General features: G+C 64.1%; 21 protein-coding genes. 11 read left to right on the forward strand and 10 right to left on the reverse strand.

Translation table 11 applies throughout. The features are described 5' to 3' along the window. Positions 1-20 precede the first annotated feature (20 nt). The gene (locus tag KO539_RS02055; protein WP_219307107.1) at positions 21-914 is read left to right on the forward strand and encodes a LysR family transcriptional regulator; all 894 of its coding nucleotides are present in this window, start codon (positions 21-23) and stop codon (positions 912-914) included. On the opposite strand, the gene KO539_RS02060 is transcribed toward KO539_RS02055, so the two are convergent. Continuing rightward, positions 879-2,111: an MFS transporter gene (locus KO539_RS02060; protein ID WP_219307108.1), complete on the reverse strand. Its 1,233-nt coding sequence runs from the start codon at positions 2,109-2,111 to the stop codon at positions 879-881. The genes KO539_RS02055 and KO539_RS02060 overlap by 36 nt on opposite strands. Positions 2,112-2,209: 98 nt before the next feature. Between KO539_RS02060 and KO539_RS02065 the strand changes: the two genes are divergently transcribed. Both KO539_RS02065 and KO539_RS02070 read left to right on the forward strand, forming a co-directional pair. Then, complete coding sequence (locus KO539_RS02065) at positions 2,210-3,118, forward strand: LysR family transcriptional regulator (RefSeq protein WP_219307109.1); 909 nt, start codon at positions 2,210-2,212, stop codon at positions 3,116-3,118. 64 nt (positions 3,119-3,182) lie between these two features. Next, positions 3,183-3,716: a DUF4256 domain-containing protein gene (locus tag KO539_RS02070; protein ID WP_219307111.1), complete on the forward strand. Its 534-nt coding sequence runs from the start codon at positions 3,183-3,185 to the stop codon at positions 3,714-3,716. A gap of 11 nt (positions 3,717-3,727) precedes the next feature. On the opposite strand, the gene KO539_RS02075 is transcribed toward KO539_RS02070, so the two are convergent. Further along, positions 3,728-5,884: a bifunctional diguanylate cyclase/phosphodiesterase gene (locus KO539_RS02075; protein ID WP_035820474.1), complete on the reverse strand. Its 2,157-nt coding sequence runs from the start codon at positions 5,882-5,884 to the stop codon at positions 3,728-3,730. Positions 5,885-6,049: 165 nt separating this feature from the next. Beyond that, positions 6,050-6,976 carry a LysR family transcriptional regulator gene (locus KO539_RS02080; protein WP_046683873.1) on the reverse strand — a complete coding sequence of 309 codons (927 nt, stop codon included), beginning with the start codon at positions 6,974-6,976 and terminating at the stop codon, positions 6,050-6,052. Between the two features lie 162 nt (positions 6,977-7,138). On the opposite strand from KO539_RS02080, the gene KO539_RS02085 reads away from it, so the two are divergent. From KO539_RS02085 to KO539_RS02110, 6 genes are all read left to right on the forward strand, one after another. Beyond that, positions 7,139-7,840, forward strand: a complete 702-nt coding sequence (locus KO539_RS02085) for a pirin family protein (RefSeq protein ID WP_176388373.1) — start codon at positions 7,139-7,141, stop codon at positions 7,838-7,840. A 27-nt stretch (positions 7,841-7,867) separates the two neighbouring features. Next, the gene (locus tag KO539_RS02090) at positions 7,868-8,254 is read left to right on the forward strand and encodes a DoxX family protein (RefSeq protein ID WP_099400387.1); all 387 of its coding nucleotides are present in this window, start codon (positions 7,868-7,870) and stop codon (positions 8,252-8,254) included. 156 nt (positions 8,255-8,410) lie between these two features. After that, positions 8,411-10,648: a PhoX family phosphatase gene (locus tag KO539_RS02095; protein WP_219307113.1), complete on the forward strand. Its 2,238-nt coding sequence runs from the start codon at positions 8,411-8,413 to the stop codon at positions 10,646-10,648. Between the two features lie 220 nt (positions 10,649-10,868). Beyond that, positions 10,869-11,522, forward strand: coding sequence for a GTP cyclohydrolase II (gene ribA / locus KO539_RS02100; protein WP_035820484.1), 654 nt, complete (start codon positions 10,869-10,871; stop codon positions 11,520-11,522). A 71-nt stretch (positions 11,523-11,593) separates the two neighbouring features. Then, positions 11,594-12,997, forward strand: coding sequence for a serine protease (locus KO539_RS02105; RefSeq protein WP_219307115.1), 1,404 nt, complete (start codon positions 11,594-11,596; stop codon positions 12,995-12,997). After that, positions 12,994-13,974, forward strand: a complete 981-nt coding sequence (locus tag KO539_RS02110; protein WP_219307117.1) for an FHA domain-containing protein — start codon at positions 12,994-12,996, stop codon at positions 13,972-13,974. Before KO539_RS02105 ends, KO539_RS02110 begins: the two co-directional genes overlap by 4 nt. Before the next feature lie 98 nt (positions 13,975-14,072). Here KO539_RS02110 and KO539_RS02115 read toward each other — a convergent pair whose 3' ends face one another. Then, complete coding sequence (locus KO539_RS02115; protein WP_219307119.1) at positions 14,073-14,729, reverse strand: CCXG family PEP-CTERM protein; 657 nt, start codon at positions 14,727-14,729, stop codon at positions 14,073-14,075. Between the two features lie 518 nt (positions 14,730-15,247). On the opposite strand from KO539_RS02115, the gene KO539_RS02120 reads away from it, so the two are divergent. Next, positions 15,248-15,586, forward strand: coding sequence for an MmcQ/YjbR family DNA-binding protein (locus tag KO539_RS02120; protein WP_034779482.1), 339 nt, complete (start codon positions 15,248-15,250; stop codon positions 15,584-15,586). On the opposite strand, the gene KO539_RS02125 is transcribed toward KO539_RS02120, so the two are convergent. Continuing rightward, positions 15,587-16,207, reverse strand: coding sequence for a TetR/AcrR family transcriptional regulator (locus KO539_RS02125; RefSeq protein WP_219307120.1), 621 nt, complete (start codon positions 16,205-16,207; stop codon positions 15,587-15,589). It lies immediately after the preceding gene. A gap of 92 nt (positions 16,208-16,299) precedes the next feature. Here KO539_RS02125 and KO539_RS02130 point away from each other — a divergent pair, with 92 nt between their 5' ends. Continuing rightward, positions 16,300-17,514 (forward strand): MFS transporter, encoded by a 1,215-nt coding sequence (locus tag KO539_RS02130; RefSeq protein WP_219307121.1) that lies wholly within the window; start codon positions 16,300-16,302, stop codon positions 17,512-17,514. A 3-nt stretch (positions 17,515-17,517) separates the two neighbouring features. Here KO539_RS02130 and KO539_RS02135 read toward each other — a convergent pair whose 3' ends face one another. The 5 genes from KO539_RS02135 to KO539_RS02155 are packed head-to-tail and all read right to left on the reverse strand — an operon-like array spanning position 17,518 to position 21,011. Beyond that, a complete protein-coding gene (locus KO539_RS02135) occupies positions 17,518-17,820 on the reverse strand; it encodes a hypothetical protein (RefSeq protein ID WP_035820495.1) in 303 nt (100 codons plus the stop codon). Positions 17,821-17,877: 57 nt separating this feature from the next. Then, positions 17,878-19,041 (reverse strand): PQQ-dependent sugar dehydrogenase, encoded by a 1,164-nt coding sequence (locus tag KO539_RS02140; protein WP_219307122.1) that lies wholly within the window; start codon positions 19,039-19,041, stop codon positions 17,878-17,880. A 36-nt stretch (positions 19,042-19,077) separates the two neighbouring features. Continuing rightward, entirely contained in the window at positions 19,078-19,581 is a 504-nt protein-coding gene (ispF, locus tag KO539_RS02145; RefSeq protein WP_219307123.1) for a 2-C-methyl-D-erythritol 2,4-cyclodiphosphate synthase, read from the reverse strand. A gap of 20 nt (positions 19,582-19,601) precedes the next feature. Next, positions 19,602-20,303, reverse strand: a complete 702-nt coding sequence (ispD, locus tag KO539_RS02150) for a 2-C-methyl-D-erythritol 4-phosphate cytidylyltransferase (protein ID WP_219307124.1) — start codon at positions 20,301-20,303, stop codon at positions 19,602-19,604. Between the two features lie 12 nt (positions 20,304-20,315). Next, entirely contained in the window at positions 20,316-21,011 is a 696-nt protein-coding gene (locus KO539_RS02155) for a hypothetical protein (RefSeq protein ID WP_219307125.1), read from the reverse strand. Between the last annotated feature and the right edge of the window lie 3 nt (positions 21,012-21,014).

Below are 21,014 nucleotides of genomic sequence, written 5' to 3' on the forward strand. Positions count from 1 at the left end.
GTTATGAGAAAAATTCAGCAATGAGCCAGACCAAAGTCAACGATCTGCAAGCCTTCCTGGCCGTGGCGCGGGAACGCAGCTTTACCAGGGCCGCCGCCAGGCTGGGCATCACCGCGTCCGCGCTCAGCCATACCATCCGCACCCTGGAAGAACGGCTGGGCGTGCGCCTGCTGGCGCGCACCACGCGCAACGTGGCGCCCACCGACGCGGGTGAAAAGCTCATGCTGGCCATCGCACCCCTGTTCGAGCAGATCGCCGCCGAGGTCGAGGCGCTGGGCGCGCTGCGCGACAAGCCCAGGGGCACCATCCGCGTCACCTGCACCGACGACCATATCGAATTGCTGCTGCGGCCCATGCTGGCCGGCTTCCTGCACGACTATCCCGACATCACGCTGGAACTGGTGGTCGACTACGGCTTTACGAATGTGGTCGAGCAGCGCTTCGACGCCGGCATCCGCCTGGGCGAAGCCATCAGCAAGGACATGATCGCCGTGCGCATCGGCCCCGACTGGCGCCTGGCCGTGGTGGGATCGCCCGCCTATTTCGCGCGCCATGGTGCACCCGCGACGCCGCATGCGCTGACGGAATACGCCTGCGTGAATATCCGCCACCGGCCCGCTGGCGCCATCTACGCGTGGGAATTCGAAAAGGATGGGCAAGCCTTTGCCGTCAAGGCAGAAGGCCAGCTGGTCTTCAACAGCATCATGCACGTGCTCAATGCGGCGCTCGACGGCATCGGCCTGGCCTACGTGCCCGAGCCGCTGCTGGCCCCCTACCTGGCCGATGGCCGCCTGGTCGAAATCCTCGCCGACTGGTGCCCCACCTTCCAGGGCTACCACCTGTACTATCCGAACCGGCGCCAGGCCACGCCCGCGTTTTCAGCCTTCGTGGAGGCGCTGCGCTACCGCGCCTGACCGCAGCCCATTCCTGCGCGCCAGCCAGGCCAGCGGCAGCAAGGCGAGCAAGGCTGCCGCCACCCCGGCCCACGGCGACGACGCCATCATGTGGCGCGAGACCATCAGCGCACCGAGCATGGAGCCGAAGGAAATGCCCAGGTTAAACGCGGAAATGTTCAGGCCCGAGGCGAAATCGACGGCTTGCGGCGTGTAGCGCTCGGCCGTGGCCAGCATGCCGGCCTGCAGGGCGGGCGACAGGCCGAAGGCGAACACGCCCCAGACGAACAGCATCGCCGTCATCATCCAGGGCGAACTGATGCTCAGCGCCACGCCCGCTTGCGTAATGGCCAGCAACAGCAGCATCACACGCAAGGCCTTTTGCCATCCCAGGTGGCTGGTCAGGTAGCCGCCCGCCAGGTTGCCGACAAAGGTGGCGACGCCAAACACGATCAGCAAGGCGCTGGCCATGGTGGCGGAGAAACCCGTCACATCCGTCAGGATGGGCGTGATGAACGTGAAGGCGGCAAAGCTGCTGCCAAAGCCGAACGTCGTAATTGCCATCATCGTCAGGATGGGACCGCTGCCGAGGGCCGCCAGCTGCGTCATGGCCTTGCCGCCCTTGCCCTGCTGCAAACCGGCAGGCAGCCAGCGCGCCATGGCGCCCAGGCCCAGCGCGGCCAAGACCACCACGGCAAAGAAGGGCAAGCGCCAGCCCATCAGGTTGCCCAGAAAACTGCCGAACGGCACGCCGATCACCATGGCCAGGGTCAATCCCGCAAACATGACGGAAATCGCCCTGCCCGCCTGTTCCTTGCTGACCAGGCTGGCCGCCACGGTGGCGCCGATGGCAAAGTAGGTGCCGTGCGCCACGGCCGTGATGACTCGCCCCACCAGCAACAGTTCGAACGTGTGGGAAAAGGCGGCCAGCAGGTTACCTGCCAGGAACACGCTCATCAGCCCCAGCAGGGCAGCCTTGCGCGGCAGGCGCGACATCAGCAGCACCAGCAGCGGCGTGCCGATGGCCAGCGCCAGCGCATACAGGCTGACCAGCGAGCCGGCCGATTCGATGGAAATCTGCAAATCTTTCGCGATGGTGGGCAGGATGCCGACGACGATGAATTCAGTGACGCCGATGGCAAAGGCGCCGACGGCCAGCGCCAGCACGCCGGGCGGCATGGTGCTGGCTGAAGTGGAAACAGGGCTTGCGGTGGTCATGGTATTTCTCCGGCAGAGTTCAAGCCAGCCAGTGTATCGATGCAAACGCTTTTGATATAGACTCCAATAATGGAAACACCTGTGAAATGGATTCAATAATGGCCAGGCAAGATATCAATCGCGCGTTCGAGATGGCCGTGTTTGTGGCCGTGGTGGAAACGGGCGCCTTTTCCGCCGCCGCGCGCCGTCTGGCCTTGACGCCGTCGGCCGTCAGCAAACTCGTCAACCGCCTGGAAGCGCGGCTGGGCACCCGCTTGCTCCAGCGCAGCACGCGCCAGCTGCACACGACGCCCGAGGGCGACGCCTTCTTCGTGCAGTGCAAGCGCATCCTCGACGATATCGACGGCGCCGAGCGCGAAGCGGCGCAAGGTGCGGCGCCGTGCGGACGCTTGCGCATCAACTGTTTCGTGCCCTTCGGCGTGCGCCATCTGCTGCCCATCCTGCCCGAGTTTGCGCAGCGCTATCCCGACATCGTGCTTGACGTCGTCGTCAGCGACGCCATCGTCGACTTGCTGGAAGACCGCACCGACATCGCCATCCGCACGGGCAAGCTGAAGGAATCGAACCTGGTGGCGCGCAAACTCGGTGAAGACGCGATGGTCGTGGTGGCCTCGCCCGCCTACGCGGCGCGGCACGGCCTGCCGCGCACGCCGCAAGAATTATCCGGACACAATTTATTGGCCTTCAACTTCCGCTGCCAGAACGAAACCTGGCCCTTTCTCGATGCAGCGGGCAACACCGTGCAAGTGGCGCCGCAGGGCAATACCTGCGTCAGCGATGGCGAAAGCATGCGCCAGCTGGTGCTGGCAGGCATGGGACTGGGACGCTTTTCACGCCAGCACGTGCTGCGCGACATTGCGCAAGGTCAGTTAATAGAAGTGCTGCAGGACTACAATCCCGGCGACAGGGAACTCGTGCACGCCGTCTTCGTCGGACCAGGCCTGCAAGTGCCAGCCAGGGTGCGCGTGATGCTCGATTACCTGCTGGAAAAGGTCAGGCTGGGGTGAGCGCCGCCGACACACATCGCGTCTTATAATCGACCCTATCGTTGAAACTTCAGGGAGCCACGTCATGCATGAGGCCTTGATCCACACCTTGCAAACCCGCTTCAGCCAGCACATGCATCGCCATCCGCAATGGACGTGGGACAAGGTGCTGGCGCGGCTGAACGCCGCTCCCACCAGCCTGGCGGTCTTGCAGCAAATGGAAGACACGGGCGGTGAACCGGATGTCATCGGGCACGCCGGCGACACGGGCGCCGTCACGTTTTGCGATTGTTCGGCAGAAAGTCCGCTCGGCCGGCGCAGCCTATGTTTCGATGCTGATGCCCTGGCCGCGCGCAAGGCCAACAAGCCGGCCGGCAGCGCCATGGCCATGGCGCAGGCGATGGGGGTCACACTGCTGACGGAAACGCAGTACCGCCAGTTGCAGGAACTGGAACCATTCGACCGGAAAACGTCAAGCTGGATCGCGACGCCGGACAGCATCCGCGCGCTGGGCGGCGCCCTGTTTTGCGACCGCCGCTATGAACAGGTCTTCGTCTACCACAATGGCGCCGAATCGTATTATGCGAGCCGGGGTTTCCGTGGACGACTAACCGTCTGACAATCGCTGGCTCAGGCCAGCTCTTCCAGCCGCAACTGCCGGCCTTCGTCGAGCATCAGCTCAAACTCGGCCGCCGTCACGGCCGGGCTGAACAGATAACCTTGCAACTGGTCGCAGCCGAGTTCGCGCAAGAAGCGCATCTGCTCGGCCGTTTCCACCCCTTCGGCGACGATTTCCTGGCGCAGCTGCTGCGCCATGGTGACGATGGCGCGGGCGATGGCGCAATCGTTTTCCTCGAACGGCAAGCCGATGACAAACGAGCGGTCGATTTTCAAGGTACTGATGGGGAATTTTTTCAGGTAGGCGAGGCTGGAATAGCCGGTGCCGAAGTCGTCCAGCGCCAGCGCCAGGCCCATGGCCACCAGCTGGTTCATGATGTCGATCACCTTGTCGGCGCCGCGCATCAGCAGGCTTTCCGTGATTTCCAGCATGATCTGGTCGGGCCGCACGCCGTAGCGTTCCAGCACGGCCGCTATGCGCGCCGGCAACTGTTCATCGAACTGGCGCGCCGACAGGTTGACGGCGATGGCCGGCATGTGCAGGCCACGGTCTTCCCAGTTGCGGATCTGGCGGCAGGCCTCGTCCAGCACCCACGTGCCCAGTTCCAGGATCAAACTGGTTTCCTCGGCAACGGGGATGAAGAGGCCGGGCGAGACCATGCCGCGCATCGGATGCTTCCAGCGCAGCAAGGCTTCCGCGCCGACGATGCGCCCGCTGGCCAGGCTCACTTTCGGCTGGTAATGCAATTCCAGCTCCTTGTCGCCCAGGGCCAGCCGCATTTCGCTTTCCAGGCGCAAATGCTCCTTGGCCCGGCGGTTCATGTCTTCGCGGTAAAACAGGAAGGTCGATTCGATCGTCTGCCCCGCCTTGGCCACGGCCACGTCGGCAAAGCGGAACAGGGCCGGCGCTTCCAGGCCGTCTTCCGGATACACGGTGATGCCGATGCTGGCACCCACGTGCAGCGCGTGCGCATCGATATTGATCGGCGCCTCGAGCAGGTTGAGCAGCTTTTGCGCCACATTCGCCGCGTGTTCGCGCTTTTCGATATGCAACAACGCCACGACGAACTTGCTGTTGTCGACGCGCGCCAGGATGTCGGCGTCGCGCAGGGCGCCACGGAACAGCTGGCCGATGGCGATCACCAGCTGGTCGCCCACTTCATGGCCCAGGGTGTCGCTGATGGAACCGATGCGGCTGATGTCGATGACCATCAGCGCGCCATGCGTGCCCTGGCGTTTCGCTTCGGCCAGACCCTGGTCGACCAATTGATTGAGCAGGCAGCGGTTGGGCAAGCCCGTCAGGCTGTCGTAGTTGGCCATGCGCTGCATGCGCGCCTCGGCATCCTTGTGCACCGAGATATCGGAAAACAGGGAAAACACGTGGCTGATTTCGCCGAATTCGTCGCGCACGACGCTGATGGTGACGTCTTGCGGGAACAGTTCGCCATTCTTGCGCTTGCCGATGATTTCGCCGCGCCAGGAGCCGTGCCCGCGCATGGCGGCGCGCACCTTGGCGCGGAAATCCGGGTCGTGCACGCCCGAGCGCAGCAAATCCGGCGTGCGGCCGATGGCTTCGGCCGGCGAATAGCCGGTGATGCGGGAAAACGAACTGTTGATGGAGACGATGCGCTCTTCCGCGTCCGTGATCAGCACGGCTTGCTCGCTGTCTTCGATGATGCGCGCGTGCAACCTCACCTTGTCCACGTCGGACAGCGGCTCGCTCATGGCAGACAGGCGCACGGCCATGCCGCAGGCCTTGCCGGCCTGGTCGTGGATCACGTGGCGGTGCATGCGCAACCACGTCACCATGCCCGACTTCTTGCGCCGGCGCACATCGGTGGCCACGTCGCCCTGCGTGAAATGCAACTCCAGCACGCTCGCTTCCGCGTCGTCTTCCGGATACAGGAACAGGATGTGCTGGCCCAGCGCTTCCAGTTCGGAATAGCCGAACATCTGTTCGGCGCCATGGTTCCAGCCGATCAAAAAGCCGTCGGGATCGATTTCCAGCAAGGCGTCGGGGGGCGCCACGCGCACCACGGGGCGGCTGGCGCCGCGCAGCCGCTCCAGTTCCTCCTCCAGCCGCGCCAGGGTGGCGGCCTGCTGCGGCCCAGCCTGTTCACGGGCATCCTGGGCCAGGCGCAGGCACAGCGCAACCTTCGCCTCAAGCATGGCAACCCCACTCGTGGGCCAGGTCAGGGGAAGATATCAGGGGCGCTGCGGTGTGTGTAATCATCAAAATCCCACTGTGGGGCGTGGAGGTCGGGCAAGAAATACAATTGCAATACTGCGAATATGGTAACTTAAAAATGTTGGCGTATGTCAACATTTTAAGACCTACGCCGAATGGCCCGGCAGATGCTGCGCCAGACGTGCAAACACATCCGGTTCGCGCATGCGCGCCATCCACCAGCGCAATGCGGCGCCGTCCTCGCCCACGCGCCAGGCCAGGTAAAACGTTTCCGACGGTTTCGGTTCTTCCACGGCCTTTTCCACCAGCAAGCCGCGCGCGATGGCGGCCCGCGCGCACGGCCCCGGCAGGAAACCAAAGCCCAGCCCCAGCACCTGGTAATCGAACTTGACCTGCATGTTCGGCACGCTCAAGGCATCCTGCCCCAGCAGCAAGCCCACCGTGCGCGGCGCCATCTGGCGCGCCGAATCGGCCACCACCACGGCCCGGTGCTGCTGCAGGTGGCCGCGCGACAACGGTTCCTGCACCTGGGCCAGCGGGTGCGTGGGCGCCACGGTGAAGACGAAGTCGAGCATGCCGATCGGCTGCGCGATATAGCCGCCGCCGGCCGGCCCGTCACCGGGCGCGCCCACCAGCAAGTCGGCGCGCCGGTCCAGCAGCGCTTCCCACGTGCCCGACAGCGTGTCTTGCGACAGGCGCAGGCGCGTCTGCTGCGCCACGTCGTAAAAGGCGCGCACGTCGTCGGCCAGGGCCACGGCGGAAAACATGGAATCGATGCCGATGGACAATTCCGTTTCCCAGCCGGATGCCACCCTGCGCACGCGGTGCTCGAGATCCTGCGCCGCCTTCAACAGATAACGTCCCTCTTTCAGCAATTCCTGGCCGGCTGCCGTCAGCATGACTTTCGGGCCATTGCGCTGGAATACCTGCACGCCCAGGTCGTCTTCCAGCTTGGCCACCGTATAGGAAATGGTGGACGGGACTTTATGCAACTCCTTGCCGGCCGACGAGAACGATCCGCGGCGGTCGATGGCGTCAACGATTTGCAGGGCTTCCAGGCTCAGTCTTAACATTCGATTTTTTCGATCATAGGTCGCAAGATTTTCCGTTTTTCTTTCTCGAAACAGGGGTCTATACTTTGTTCATCGTACAGCGAATGGCAGAGGCCACGGCACAGCGCCAGGCAACGGTTCTTCGAAATTATCGCACATTAACTTATAGAAACGGAGTCCACCATGTTACAGATTCGTCATAGCGAAGAACGCGGCGCCGCCAACCACGGCTGGCTCAATTCCCACCACAGCTTTTCCTTCGGCAGCTACCACGATCCGCTGCACATGGGCTTTGGCCCCCTGCTGGTGATCAATGAAGACCGGGTCACGCCTGGCCAGGGTTTCGGCACGCACGGCCACCGCGACATGGAAATCATTTCGTATGTGCTCGACGGCGCACTGGAACACAAGGACAGCATGGGCACCGGTTCCGTCCTGCACTACGGCGATGTGCAGCGCATGAGCGCCGGCAGCGGCGTGCGCCACAGCGAGTTCAACCACTCGGCAACGGATGGCTTGCACTTCCTGCAGATCTGGATCCAGCCGAACGTGACGGGTATCCCCCCCAGCTATGAAGAGAAACACTTCACGCCGGACAGCAAACGGGGCAAGCTGCGTTTGATCGCCTCCTCCGACGGCCGCCAGGGTTCCGTGCTGATCCACCAGGATGCGGCCATCTACGCCAGCATCCTGCAGGAGGGCGAACAGGCCGAACATGCGCTCGACGAAGGCCGCCTCGCCTATGTGCATCTGATCCGCGGCAGCCTGGTTGTCAACGGCACGCCCTTGAAAGCGGGCGATGCGCTGAAATTGACGCAGGAAGCGGCCGTGATCATCACTCAGCCGGAAGATGCGGAATTCCTGCTCTTCGACCTGCCTAAATAATTGATAAATACAACGAAAGAGAAAATCATGGAAAACAGAAGCAACGTATTGTTCCCCCTCGGTCGTGCCGCCCTTGGCGTGCTGTTCTTTGTCTCGGGCTTGCTGAAAATCGGCGGTTTTGCCGGTGTGGCCGGCTACATGGCCAGCCAGGGCTTGCCCATCGCCAATATCTTGCTGGTCGGCGTGATCGTGCTGGAAGTGGGCGGCGGCCTGCTCTTGATCACGGGCTGGCAGGCGCGCTGGGCGGCGCTGGCCCTGGCGCTGTTCCTGATCCCGACGACGCTAATCTTCCACGCCTTCTGGAGCGCCGATGCGGCCCACTTCCAGGACCAGCTGACGAACTTCCTGAAGAACCTGTCCATCTTCGGCGGCATGCTCTTGCTGGTGGAACGCGGTTTTCGCCAGGCCAGGTAAGACCAAGGCTGCCTGACCGGGCGGGCCCGTCATTGACGCGGCCCGCCCGGCCGGCGGCCTGTCATTGTTTTGTCATCAGGCTGACATGGCGCTGTCACATTAGCTGATTATCATCCGGTTGCCTTTAAATCACGCAACCACAGGACATCGCAGCCCATGAACAAGCCCAACGATCTGGCCATCAGCGCCACCGATCTGAACGACATTGACAGCAACGCGTCCCACGACAACCATTTCAACAGCATCCTGAACGCCCGCCTGAGCCGCCGCAACTGGCTGCGCGGCAGCGCCGTCACGGCCGCTACCGCCGTCATGGGTTCGATGGGCCTGTCCGCCTGCGGTGGCGGCAGCGACGCCATCGCCGTCACGCCGACGCCAACACCCGAAAAACTGCTGGCCTTCACGGCCGTGCCGAAAAGCCTGGCCGACGTCGTGTCGGTACCAGCCGGCTACACGGCCACGGCCCTGTATGCGCTGGGCGACTCGCTGCGCGCGGCCACGCCAGCGTACAAGAATGACGGCAGCGACACCGATTTCGACAACCGCGCCGGCGACCACCACGACGGCATGGAATACTACGGCCTGTCCGCCGCCGGTGCGCCGCTGGCGTCCGGCGCCGAACGGGGCTTGCTGGCGATGAACCACGAAGCGACCACGGACGAAACACTGTCCTCGCACTTCCTGCACGTCAATGGCGGCACCACCTCGCTGCCCCGCCCTGCCGCCGAAGTCGACAAGGAAGTGGCCGTCCACGGCCTGAGCGTGGTGGAAGTCAAAAAGACGGGCAGCGCCTGGGCCACCGTCAACGATTCCGCCTTCAACCGCCGCGTCACGCCGCTGACGGACATCGAGCTTGCCGGCCCCGTGCGCGGCAACGCCCTTGTGGTGACCAAGTATTCGCCGACCGGCACCAAGACGCGCGGCACCATCAACAATTGCGGCACGGGCAAGTCGCCTTGGGGCAGCTACCTGTCCGGCGAAGAAAACTGGGCCGGCTACTTCACCCGCTCGGCCACCGACAATGCGGCGCGCGGCGACAAATCCGTCGTGTCGCTGAACCGCTATGGCCGTAGCCAGGGCGGCGCCTCGCGCCACGGCTGGGAAACGGGCGGCAGCGACGACAAGTACGCGCGCTGGAATCTGAGCAAGATCGGCGCGTCGACCAACGGCAGCGACGACTACCGCAATGAATTGAACGGCATGGGCTACATCGTCGAGATGGACCCGTACGACAAAACCAAAGCCATCCGCAAGCGCACGGCGCTGGGCCGCTACGCGCACGAAAGCGCCGCCTTCAGCGTGCCGGCCGTGGGCCAGCAGTTGGCCGTGTACATGGGCGACGATTCGCGCAACGAGTACATCTACAAATTCGTCACGACGGCCGTCTGGGCCGCCGCCGATGCGAACCCGGCTGACCGTATCGCCACCGGCGACAAATACCTCGATTCGGGCAAGCTGTACGTGGCCAAGCTGGCCGCCGACGGCACGGGCCAGTGGATCGAGCTGGCCATGTCGAACGCGCAGATCCAGGCCTACAGCGCCTACAAGTTCGCCGACCTGGCCGACGTGCTGGTGAATGCCCGCCTGGCGGCCGACGCCGTGGGCGCGACCAAAATGGACCGTCCGGAATGGTGCTCGGTCAACCCGGCGAATGGCGAGATCTATTACACGCTGACCAACAATTCGAACCGCACCGTCAATCCGAGCGGCTCGTCGCAGCTGGCGCCGGACAGCGCCAACCCGCGCGCCTACACGGACATGAAGGGCAGCAGCGCGCAAAACGGCAATCCGAACGGCCACATCATCCGCTTCAAGGAAGGCACGGGCGCGGCCGCGGCCACCAGCTTTACGTGGGACGTCTACCTGTTTGGCGCCGAGAGCGGCGCCGACGCCAGCAAGATCAACCTGTCGAACCTGACGGCCGACCAGGATTTCTCGAGCCCGGACGGCCTGGCCTTCAGTCCCTACACGGGCATCTGCTGGATCCAGACGGACGATGGCGCGTACACGGACGTGACCAACTGCATGATGCTGGCGGCCATTCCCGGCAAGGTCGGCGACGGCGCCAAGTCGACCCTGAACTACGCGACGGCGGCCGGCGGCAGCCTGGCCGTCGACACCTTCATCGGCAAGAAACCCACGGCCGACACGCTCAAGCGCTTCCTGGTGGGGCCGGTCGGCTCGGAAATCACGGGCATCAGTGAAACGCCCGATGGCAAGACCATGTTCATCAACATCCAGCATCCGGGCGAAAACACCAAGCTGGCAAATATCGGCGATCCGTCCAAATACACGAGCCAGTGGCCGGCCAACGCCGGTTATGGCGCCGGCAAGCGCCCCCGCTCGGCCACCATCGTGATCACCAAGAACGACGGCGGACGCATCGGCAGCTGATGGACCGTGCCTGGCGGCGGCATCCGCCAGGCAAAGCCAGCAATGCACCTTGTAAAAGGAGGAAGTGCCCCTAAGTAAGGTTTATCACCAGACATTGCAACGACCGAATGGCAGCCAGGGAAAACGTTTCCCTGCTTTTTGGTATGATGGCAAGGCGCGCCGGCACCGGAGTGGTGTCGCGCGCCTTTTATTTTTGATAATTACTTATATGAGCACAACCATGCAAAGCGGCGCAGACCTCCTGGCGACAGGCGAATTGGATTACACGACTTCCTGCGCACTGCCGACGCCGTGGGCCCAGTTCACCCTGCACGCCTTTGTCGAGCACGCGACGGGCAAGGAACACCTGGCCATGGTGCTGGGCGATGTCGGCAACGGCGAACCGGTGCTGGCGCGCGTGCATTCCGAGTGCCTGACGGGCGACGTGCTGTTTTCGCAGCGCTGCGACTGCGGCGCGCAGCTCGAGGGCGCCCTGAAACGCATCGCCGAGGAAGGCCGCGGCATCTTGCTGTACCTGCGCCAGGAAGGACGCGGCATCGGCCTGATCAACAAGATCCGCGCCTACCGCCTGCAGGAAGCGGGCGCCGACACGGTGCAGGCAAATGAACAGCTGGGCTTCAAGGCCGACGCGCGCAACTACACCTTGTGCAAACCCATGTTCGCGCAATTTGGCATCCACAGCCTGCGCCTGATGACGAACAATCCGCGCAAGATCGCCGCCATGGAAGCGCTGGGCATCACGGTGGCCGAACGGGTGCCGCTGCTGGTCAACCGCAACGCCTTCAATCAGCACTACCTGAATACCAAGCAAAGCAAGCTCGGTCACATGATGACGCCGGAAACGGCGCCGGCGCTGGAAGACGGCGCCCTGTAGTCCCCCGGGCTGGCGCGGAACGGCGTGTCACCCGGGCACCGGCCTCACTCCGGCTCACGCACAAAGGATGCATGAAATTATCTGACTACGCCTTCCTGCTGGCCAGCCTGTGCGCTGCGGCAGGCGCACACGCGGCCCCGGTACCTGCGCCAGCCGCGGCCCCCACCGCCTCGACTCCCCCCATCAAACCGCCGCCGGCCACCGCCGCGCCCACCGCCACCGAACATGCTGCCTTGCCGCCGCCCTCGTCGGCCGCGCAAAAGCTGTACACGGCCGCGCGCGCCGACATCCTGCAAGTGCGCGTGCTGCTGAAAAACGGCCGCACGCAATCGTCCGTCGGCTCGGGCTTCTTGATCGGCACGGGCGACCTGGTGGTCAGCAACTATCACGTGGTGTCCCAGTTCGCGCTCGACCCCGATACCTACGTGGGCGAGTGGGTCGACACGAGCGGCCAGCGCGGCAATGTGGAATTGCTGGCCGTCGACGTGCTGCACGACCTGGCGGTATTGCGCGTGAACCGCCACGGCACGGGTTTCTTCAAGATGCCGGAGCCGCTGGCGCCGCTGACCCAGGGCCAGTATCTGTATTCGATGGGCAATCCGCTGGACCTGGGCTTCGCCATTTCGGAAGGCTCGTACAACGGCGTCGTCACGCGCAGCTTTTACGACCAGCTGATGTTTACAGGGCCGATCAATTCCGGCATGAGCGGCGGCCCCAGCGTCACGGCGAATGGCGACGTGGCCGGCATCAATGTCTCGAAACGCCTCGATGGCGAACTCGTCAGTTTCCTCGTGCCGGCCCGCTATGCCCAGCAATTGCTGGCCAAGGTGGCGCAGCAAGGCAAGCCGCCGAAAGACTTCAAGCCGCTGGTGACGGCGCAACTGCTGGCGCACCAGGAAGTCATGCTGGCGCGCCTGCTCGACACGCCCTTGAGCCTGAAAGCCATGGGGCCGTACCGCGTGCCCGTGCGCGAGTCCGACCAGATGCGCTGCTGGGGCCGCTCCAACGTCAAGTCCGACAAGCCCTATATGCTCGACAACACCAGCTGCGCCATGGAATCGGCCATCTTCATTTCCGGCGCCCTGCAAACGGGGCAAGTGTCGATGCGCCACGAATTTTTGCGCAGCAGCGAACTGGGCGCCCTGCGCTTTTCCGAGCTGGCCAGCGCGTCGTTCAAGAATGAAAGTTTCGGCAGCTACAAGAGCGTGAACCTGACCGGGCCGCAATGCACCGAACAGTTCGTCAAGAACAAAACCCTGCCCCTGCGCGCCGTGCTGTGCGTGCGCGCCTACCGCAAATTTACGGGACTGTACGACTTTGCCCTGCTGGCCGCCAGCACCGATGAGCCACTGATGAGCCTGCAAAGCCGCATCGACGCGCGCGGCGTGTCCTACGCCAACGGCATGCGCGTCACGCGCACCTTCCTCGAAGCGCTGTCGCGCGCGCCCTCCACCACCAGCAGCCGCAAGCCATGAAAGCACCATACTTTATCGAAATCCTCGCCGAGAATGGCGAAGTGCAGCAGCGCCAGCGGATCGAGTCCCTGCCGATCCGCATCGGCCGCGGCTACGACAACGACTTCATCCTCGACGACGCGCATACGGCGGCCGCGCACGCCATCGTCGAGGACGACGGCGACGGCGGCCTGCTGCTGCGCGACCTGGGCAGCCAGAATGGCGTGATCCACCGGGGACAGCGGCAACTGCAAGTGGCCATGAGCGGCAACAGTATCGTGCGCCTCGGCCACACGCGCCTGCGCGTGCGCGCCAGCGATCATCCGGTGGCGCCCGAACTGGGCGACACGACCCGGCACGACTGGGAAGGCTTGCGCCCGGCCGTCGCCGGCCTGGCCATGATCGGCGCCTCGGCCGCCTTCAGCAACTGGCTCAGTGATGCGGATGCCTTCGAGCCGATTTCCTACCTGATGATCATCGCCTACGCGCTGGCCGGCGGCCTCGTGTGGGCGTCGGTCTGGGCCGTGGCAAACCGGCTGTTCGGCCATGTGGCGCGCTTCGGCCGCCACCTGTTCATCATCGGCTGCGGCTTGCTGGCCATGGAAGTGTGGGAACTGGGCAGCAACGTGGCGGCGTATGCGCTGTCACTGGAAGCGCTGACGCGCTACGGACGGCACATGTTCATCGTCATCATCTGCGTCATGATCTACTACCATTTGTGCACGATCAAGCCGCAGCATCCGCGCCGCTTCGGCCTCGTCGCCGTCGTGCTGGCGATCATTGGCTCGACCCTGATCCTGCTGAGCAACCTGCAGATCAGCGGCCGCCTGGCCGACGAGACATACATGTCGGTCATTTACCCTCCGGTTCTGCGTGTCAGCCCGGACAGTACGATGGAAGCCTTCTTCCGCGACGCGGCCGGCCTGCAGCGCGCCGTCGACGCCGAGCGGGGCAAGGCGGCCAAGGGCGCCGACGAAGACGAAGACAGCGGCGATTGAGCCGCCGTCATGCAAAAAGCCCGCCGTGTCCTGGCAGACCGGCGGGCTTTTTTACGTGCGCCTTGAGGCGCGCAGAGTAGTACTGTTAAAACGGGCGCTTAGAATTTGTCATCCTGCTTGCGGCGCGCCGTAAAACCCAGCAGGCCCAGGCCGATCAGCAGCATGGCGTAGATGGTCGGTTCCGGCACGGCCGACACCAGGCCATCGGTGCTGGAAAAGCTGGCGAAATTGTTGTTGCCCGCCTTGAACTGAACTTGCTGGCCGCCATCGCAGCAGTTTTCCAGGCCAAAGATGCTCAAGGTGTGGTTGCCGGCCGACAATGTGCCCGAACCGCCGAGGAACTGGCTGCTGTTATTGTAATTACCAGCCCACCACAAGTCGCTGCTTTTGAAATCCAGCGCCACGCCGTCGAGGAACAGAGCCCCGCCCTTGCCGAAATCGACGCCGCTGCGGAAGCTCCAGGCGCCCGCGTCGGCTGCGCTGACACCAAAATTGATCACCGACTTGAAGGCGACGTTCGAACCGCTGCCGAACAGGCTGCTGTTCGTGAAGTTGTTATAGCTGGCGATCGTCGTCGTGCCATAGCCGGCGCCCGGCGTGGCCACGGCGGCATTCACCACGGACTGGTAAGCGGCGGCGGAAGCTTGCGCGCCGGCATTCGAGTAGCCGGTGGACACGGTGATGGTACTGGCGTTCGCATGGGTAAACACACCAGCAACGATCAGGGACAGGGCGATTTTAGGCAAGTTTTTCATGATAAGTATCCAGTCAGTAAGTATTCAACGGGCGCAACAGGCGTGAAGGCGCTTGAGCTGAATACACGCTGCATTGAGGCGTGTCGGCGTAGCGCGGGAAGTGCAAGGATGAGCGGCCGGGGACGTGGCTTCCGCAAAACAGCGCGGACTTGCGGCGTGCCATGGCGGCACTGCAAGCGTCCTGGAAAGGGTTCGGGTTCCCGGGACAAAACCAGACAATTGACGGGTCAGGTGAAACGTTGAATCTATTCTATCTTAAATTCCCTAGAGGAAAAGTATTTTTCTTTTAGTCATGCAAGATACTTTTATGGCAAGCACGCCAAAACAGGCTGGGCAATCCTGCCTGCAAGGGCATTGTGCCCCTCGCGCGCCAGCCGGACCTGTCGCGCTAGCGCCACAAACGCGCGCGCCAGTGTCGCATCTTGCGCATTTCTTTTCGCATGCCGCTGCACCACGGGGCGAAACAGCATGGCAAAATGTAGTCACGCTGCTATCTATCCGAACAGGGGGAAAGAGGAATGGTCGACCTGGAAGAACTACGCTATCTGGCACTGTCGTTTCCCGACACCACCGAGGAAGAACACCACGACCGTCCGGCCTTCCGCGTGGGCGGGAAGATCTTCGCCACCCTGCCCGATGACGAGCACATCAACGTACTGCTCGATGCGGAAGCGGCGCATATCGCCACCGTCATCACGCCATCGGGCTGCGAAAAGCTGTGGTGGGGCGAACGCCTGGCCGGCATCACGGTGCGTCTGGCGGACGCCGAGCTGGACATGCTGGCCGCCGCCCTGACGGCCGCCTGGCGGCGCAAGGCGCCCAGCGACCTGGCCAAGACCATCGCCCCGACAGGGTAGTTACAAGGGCCAATTGCGCAGCAGCAAACCCACCATCTGCTGCAACTGTTCGCGCGAGACGCCGGCCGCCGCCTGGATGGCCATGCCCTGCGACAGGGTCACGACAAAGCGCGCCTGCTGCTCGGGGCAGGAATCGGGCGGCAAATCCCCCTCTTCCCTGGCACGCCGCAAGCGGTCGCGCAGTTTGATTTCACCGCGCAGCCGGCGCGCGAACAATTCATCGCGGATCGGCAAGGCATCGTCGCTGCACGCCAGCGCCGCATTGACGCCCATGCAGCCGTGCGGCCCGTCGGGCATGGTTTGCGCGTCGACATATTGCGTCAGCAAGGCTTCCACCACCTGGCGCGCCGTCGGCTGTTCCAGCGCCGCATCGAAAAACCGCATGCGCGTGTCGCTGTAGCGCTCGAGCGCCTTGTGGAACAATTGTTCCTTGTTGCCAAAGACGGCATACAGGCTGGGCCGGTTCATGCCCATGGCTTTCGTCAATTCCGGCAAGGAACTGCCTTCATAGCTCTTTTCCCAGAATACTTTCATGGCGCAATCGAGCGCCGCGTCCTCGTCGAAGGTGCGTGGCCGCCCCGTTTTTGCCTTGGCTAGCGCCTCTTCTTTATCTTGTTTCATACCGTTCGGTAAAAAATTATTGACAACACTGTCTGCCTGCCCTGATTATATACCGACCGGTTAAAAACCTTCCGGCTTTTCAGGAACCTCACATGCAAACACCTTCCCACGCTACTGGCGACGATACCACCGTGGCGCCATGGCTGGCCGTCCTGTCGGTCGGCATTGGCGCCTTCGCCCTCGTTACCTCCGAATTCCTGCCCGTCGGCCTGCTGCCGGCCATGGCCGCCGAACTGTCCATCAGCAAGGGCCAGGCGGGCTTGATGATCACCACGCCCGGCATCGTTGCCGCGTTTGCCGCCATCTTCGTCACCGTCGGCTCGGGCCGCCTGGACCGCCGCATCGTGCTGCTGGCCCTCACGGCTCTGCTGGTCGCCTCGAACCTGCTGGTGGCGCTGGCTCCCTCGTATGCGTGGATACTGCTGGGCCGCGCCATGCTGGGCGTCGGCGTCGGCGGCTTCTGGGCCATCGGCAGCGCCATCGGCCCGCGCCTCGTGGCGCCACAGCATGCGTCGCGCGCCATGTCCATCATCTTCGCCGGCGTTTCGCTGGGCACGGTAGCGGGCGTGCCGGCCGGTGCGCTGGTGGGCGAACTGGTGGGATGGAGAGTGGCTTTCGGCGCTGCCAGCGCCATTGCCGTGCTGGTCTTCCTCGGCCAGTTGTTGCTCTTGCCCAAGCTGCCACCGACGCAGGCCATCCGCTTGCGCCAGCTGCCGATGATTTTCGGCATCCGCAAGGCCAGGCTGGGCCTGATCGCCACGGCCATGCTCTTCACGGGCCAGTTCGCCGCCTACACGTATATCGCGCCCTTCCTCACGCAAATCTCGCACCTGGCGGCCGGCACGGTCAGCGCCATGCTGCTCGTCTACGGCGCTTCCGGCTTCATCGGCAACCTCGCGGGCGGCTGGGCCGCCGGCCGCTACGAACGGGCCGCGCTGATGGTGACGGGCGCCGTGCTGGGCTTGTCCACCCTGGCCCTGGCCGCGTTCGGCAGCCATTCGCTCACCGCCATGCTGCTGGTGGCCGTGTGGGGTTTCGGTTTCGGCGCCATGCCGATCGCCGTGCAGACGTGGATGTTCAAGGCGGCGCCGGAACTGATGGAAGGCAGCAGCGCGCTGTTTGTCGCCATCGTGCAAGTGTCGCTGGCGTCAGGCGCCTTGCTGGGAGGCATGGCCGTCGACCGGCTGGGCGTGTCCAGCGCGATGGTCATCGGTGGCCTGTTCGCCCTCGGCTGCGCGCTGACGATCGCCATTTTCGGCAAGCCGCGCGCCAGCGTCAAGACCGGCGCGGCCTGCATGGCCTCGTAGATGTCAAATGCGGCCGCGGCGGAATTCGCCAAGGAATTTCGTCACTTCGGCTGGCGTCATGACCACGTCCGCATCGCCGTGATACGCATACAGAAAGGGCGTGCCGCCCAGGCGGTCCGTCAGCTTGGCAAAGAGCAGAAAGCGGCTGCCCAGCGGGTACTGTTGCAGGTCGACCAGGCGGCGCGAGCACTGCACGGCCAGTTCGGGAGAGAAGGCCTGGCCCGGCACTGGGCGGATTTCCACCTTGCCATGAATCGCGCGCGATTCGACGGCAACGTGCCGGTATGCATAAGTATCACGGGCCATGCCGCCACCTTGAAGGAAGTAAAGGCGCCATCTTAAGCGAAGATGGCGCCTGCCGTGTTACTGGGGCACGATGCGCAACAGGCGGCCGTTGTCTTCATCCGTCAGCGCATACAGGTAGCCGTCCGGCCCCTGGCGCACGTCGCGCACGCGCGCGCCGATGGCCAGACGGTCCTGCCCCGTCACCTTGCCGCTGGCATCGACGGCGATGCGGCGGATATCCTTGGCCGCCAGACCACCGCTGAAGATGCTGCCGCGCCAGGCGGCAATCTTGTCGCCCGTGTAGACGGCCAGGCCCGACGGCGCTGGCGATGGCACCCAGGCCACGCTCGGATTGAGCATGCCCGCCACTTCATGCTTGCCGATAGGCTCGTGCGTCGTGTAGTCGGCGCCATAGCTTTGCAGGGGCCAGCCGTAATTGCCGCCCGCTACCACCAGGTTCAGCTCATCGCCGCCGTACGGGCCGTGTTCCGTGGCCCACACGCGGCCGGAAACGGGATCGAGCGCCATGCCCTGCACGTTGCGGTGGCCGTACGACCAGATTTCCGGCAAGGCGCCCTTGGCCGCCAGCGGATTGCCGGGCGCCGGTTTGCCCTCGTCCGTCAGGCGCAGGATGGAGCCTTGGTGCGTGGCCAGGTTTTGCGCCTGCTCGCGCGCCAGGCGGTCTTTGATGCGCAACGGCGGATTGCCGCCATCGGCCACGCTCATCAGCAAAGTGCCGTCCGGCAGCCACAGCAGGCGCGAACCGAAGTGCTGGCCGCCGCTCTTGTCCGTGGCGACCTTGAACAGGGTCTGGATGCCCGTCACCTTTTTGCCGTCGAACACGCCGCGCACGAGGGTCGTGCGGTTGGCGTCATTCGTGCCCGTCGACACCGTCATGTAGACGCGTGGATTCGGCTTGCTGGCATCTTGCGGGTGAATGACGATATCGAGCAAGCCGCCCTGCCCGCCCGTATACACCTTGGGCATGCCTTCCAGCGCCACATCCTCGAATTTCTTGCCGTTCAGCAGGTGCAAAGTGCCCTGCTTGCTGGTGACGAGCGCGCGCCCCTCGCCCAGCCAGGCGATGCCCCACGGCTGGCGCACGCCCTGCGCGACGGTCTCGGCCTTCCAGCCCTGTTTCGCGGCGGGCGGCTCGCCCGTGGCTTGCAGTTCGGCCCAGGCCGATGGCGCGGCGGTCAGTGCGAATGCAAGCACAATGCTGATACGGCGTCGCTGGAACATGCTCTCTCCTGTCAGTGGTCGATGGTCTGTGGCGTATCAGGCGCGCAGCAGCAAGGCCACGGCTTCGGCCGCGATGCCTTCTTCACGGCCCAGGTAGCCCAGTTTTTCATTCGTCTTGGCCTTGATGTTGACCTGCCCCACGGCGACGCCCAGGTCTTCCGCCACATTGGCGCACATGGCGGCGATGTGCGGCGCCATTTTCGGGCGCTGGGCGATGATGGTGGCGTCGATATTGCCGATGATATAACCGGTCGCCTGCACGCGGCGCACGGCTTCGCGCAGCAGGGTGCGCGAATCGGCGCCCTTGAATTGCGCATCCGTGTCGGGGAAATGGCGGCCGATGTCGCCCAGGGCGGCGGCGCCGAAGATGGCGTCGGTAATGGCGTGCAGCAGCACGTCGGCGTCGGAGTGGCCGAGCAAGCCCAGGTGATGGGGGATGTTCACGCCGCCGATGATCAGGTCGCGGTTTTCCACCAGCGCGTGGCAGTCATAGCCTTGGCCGATGCGAAATGGCAATACGGGAGTGGTGATGGTCGTCATGCGGTCTTTCGATTCAGGATTCAAGGATGGGTCAAATACAGCTCTGCCGTGTGTATGTCGCGCGGCAAGGTCACCTTCAGGTTGCGCGGATGACCCTCGACGAGCCTGGGCGCCAGGCCCAGCGCTTCGACGGCGCTGGCGTCGTCCGTGATCGCTTGCGGATCGGGCGCTTCGGACAAGGCTTGGTGCAGCAGCGCATAGCTGAACATTTGCGGCGTCTGCGCCAGCCACAGGCCGTCGCGCGGCACCGTCTGCGCTGACACATTGGCAGGGCCGGCCCGCTTGACGGTATCGACCACGGGCAAGGCCAGCAAGCCGCCGGCCGGGTGGTCGCCCACCTCCGTGATGAGTTTTGCGATCAGCGCCGGCGTCAGGCCGGGCCGCGCCGCGTCGTGCACCAGCACCTGGTCGTGGGCAGCGATGCTGCCGTGCAAGGCGTGCAAGCCATTCAGGATGCTGTCCATGCGCGTGGCGCCGCCGCAGCGCAGTACAGTCACGCCATGCGCCGGCACGACCGTGTCGATCACGCCATCGTCGGCGCTGACGACGACATACGTGTGCGCGATCAGGGGACTGGCAAGAAAGGCGTCGAGCGCGTGGCGCAGCATGGGTTTGCCGGCGATGGCTAAATATTGCTTGGGACTGCCCGCTTCCATGCGCGCGCCCACGCCGGCGGCGGGAATCAGCGCAAAGTAGCGGATGGTGTTCGGTGCTGCTGTCATGCCATTCCTTGTCTAGTTGGCGGACGCTGTCTTGCCCGTCAGGATGTTCTGGATCTCGCCCTTGCAGGCCTTGCCCAGGCGCGCATATTCTTGCGGAGAATCGATGGCCGCCTGCAAGGCTTCCACCTTGCGCATTTCGGCCTTGACGTATGGCAACCAGCCCGTGTCGATCTCGCGCGCCAGCGCCGCCTTGGCCGTGCCGCTGGGCGCATACAGGGGCCGCGCCTCGAAGCGCTTGGCCAGCGCCGCGCGCACGGTTTTTTCCACGCGCGGCAAGTGTTCCATATAGGTTTTCATGTGCCGCAGCTCGTGCGCAAGTATCTCATCATACGCGCAAGTGCCTGGCGCAAACTCGCGGCCGATATAGATCACCACGGGTGCATATGTGAGGGACACGGTGATCTGCGGCGCCACGCATTCATAGCCGCTGGCCGGATCTTGCAGCATGGGGCCAGCCAGGGCGATGGCCACGCGCGAATCCGTCTTCGTCAGTCCCAGCACCCAGGTATTCGCGCGCGCCGTGCCCTTCATCACCGTCAGCGCCTTGTATGGCAGATGCGTGTCGATGCTGTAGCCGTTCTGCTGCGCCGTCAGCACGGACACCGTCTTGCTGATCGTGTCTTCGCAGCGCACCTGGAACGGCGTGCGCGCAGCCGCCAGGGTGTCCAGGCTGGCGGACGCCAGCAGCAGGAAGATTGCCGTGCGCATGCG

This window comes from Janthinobacterium sp. NKUCC06_STL, from assembly GCF_019345455.1.
GTDB classification, from domain to species: Bacteria; Pseudomonadota; Gammaproteobacteria; order Burkholderiales; family Burkholderiaceae_D; genus Janthinobacterium; species Janthinobacterium rivuli.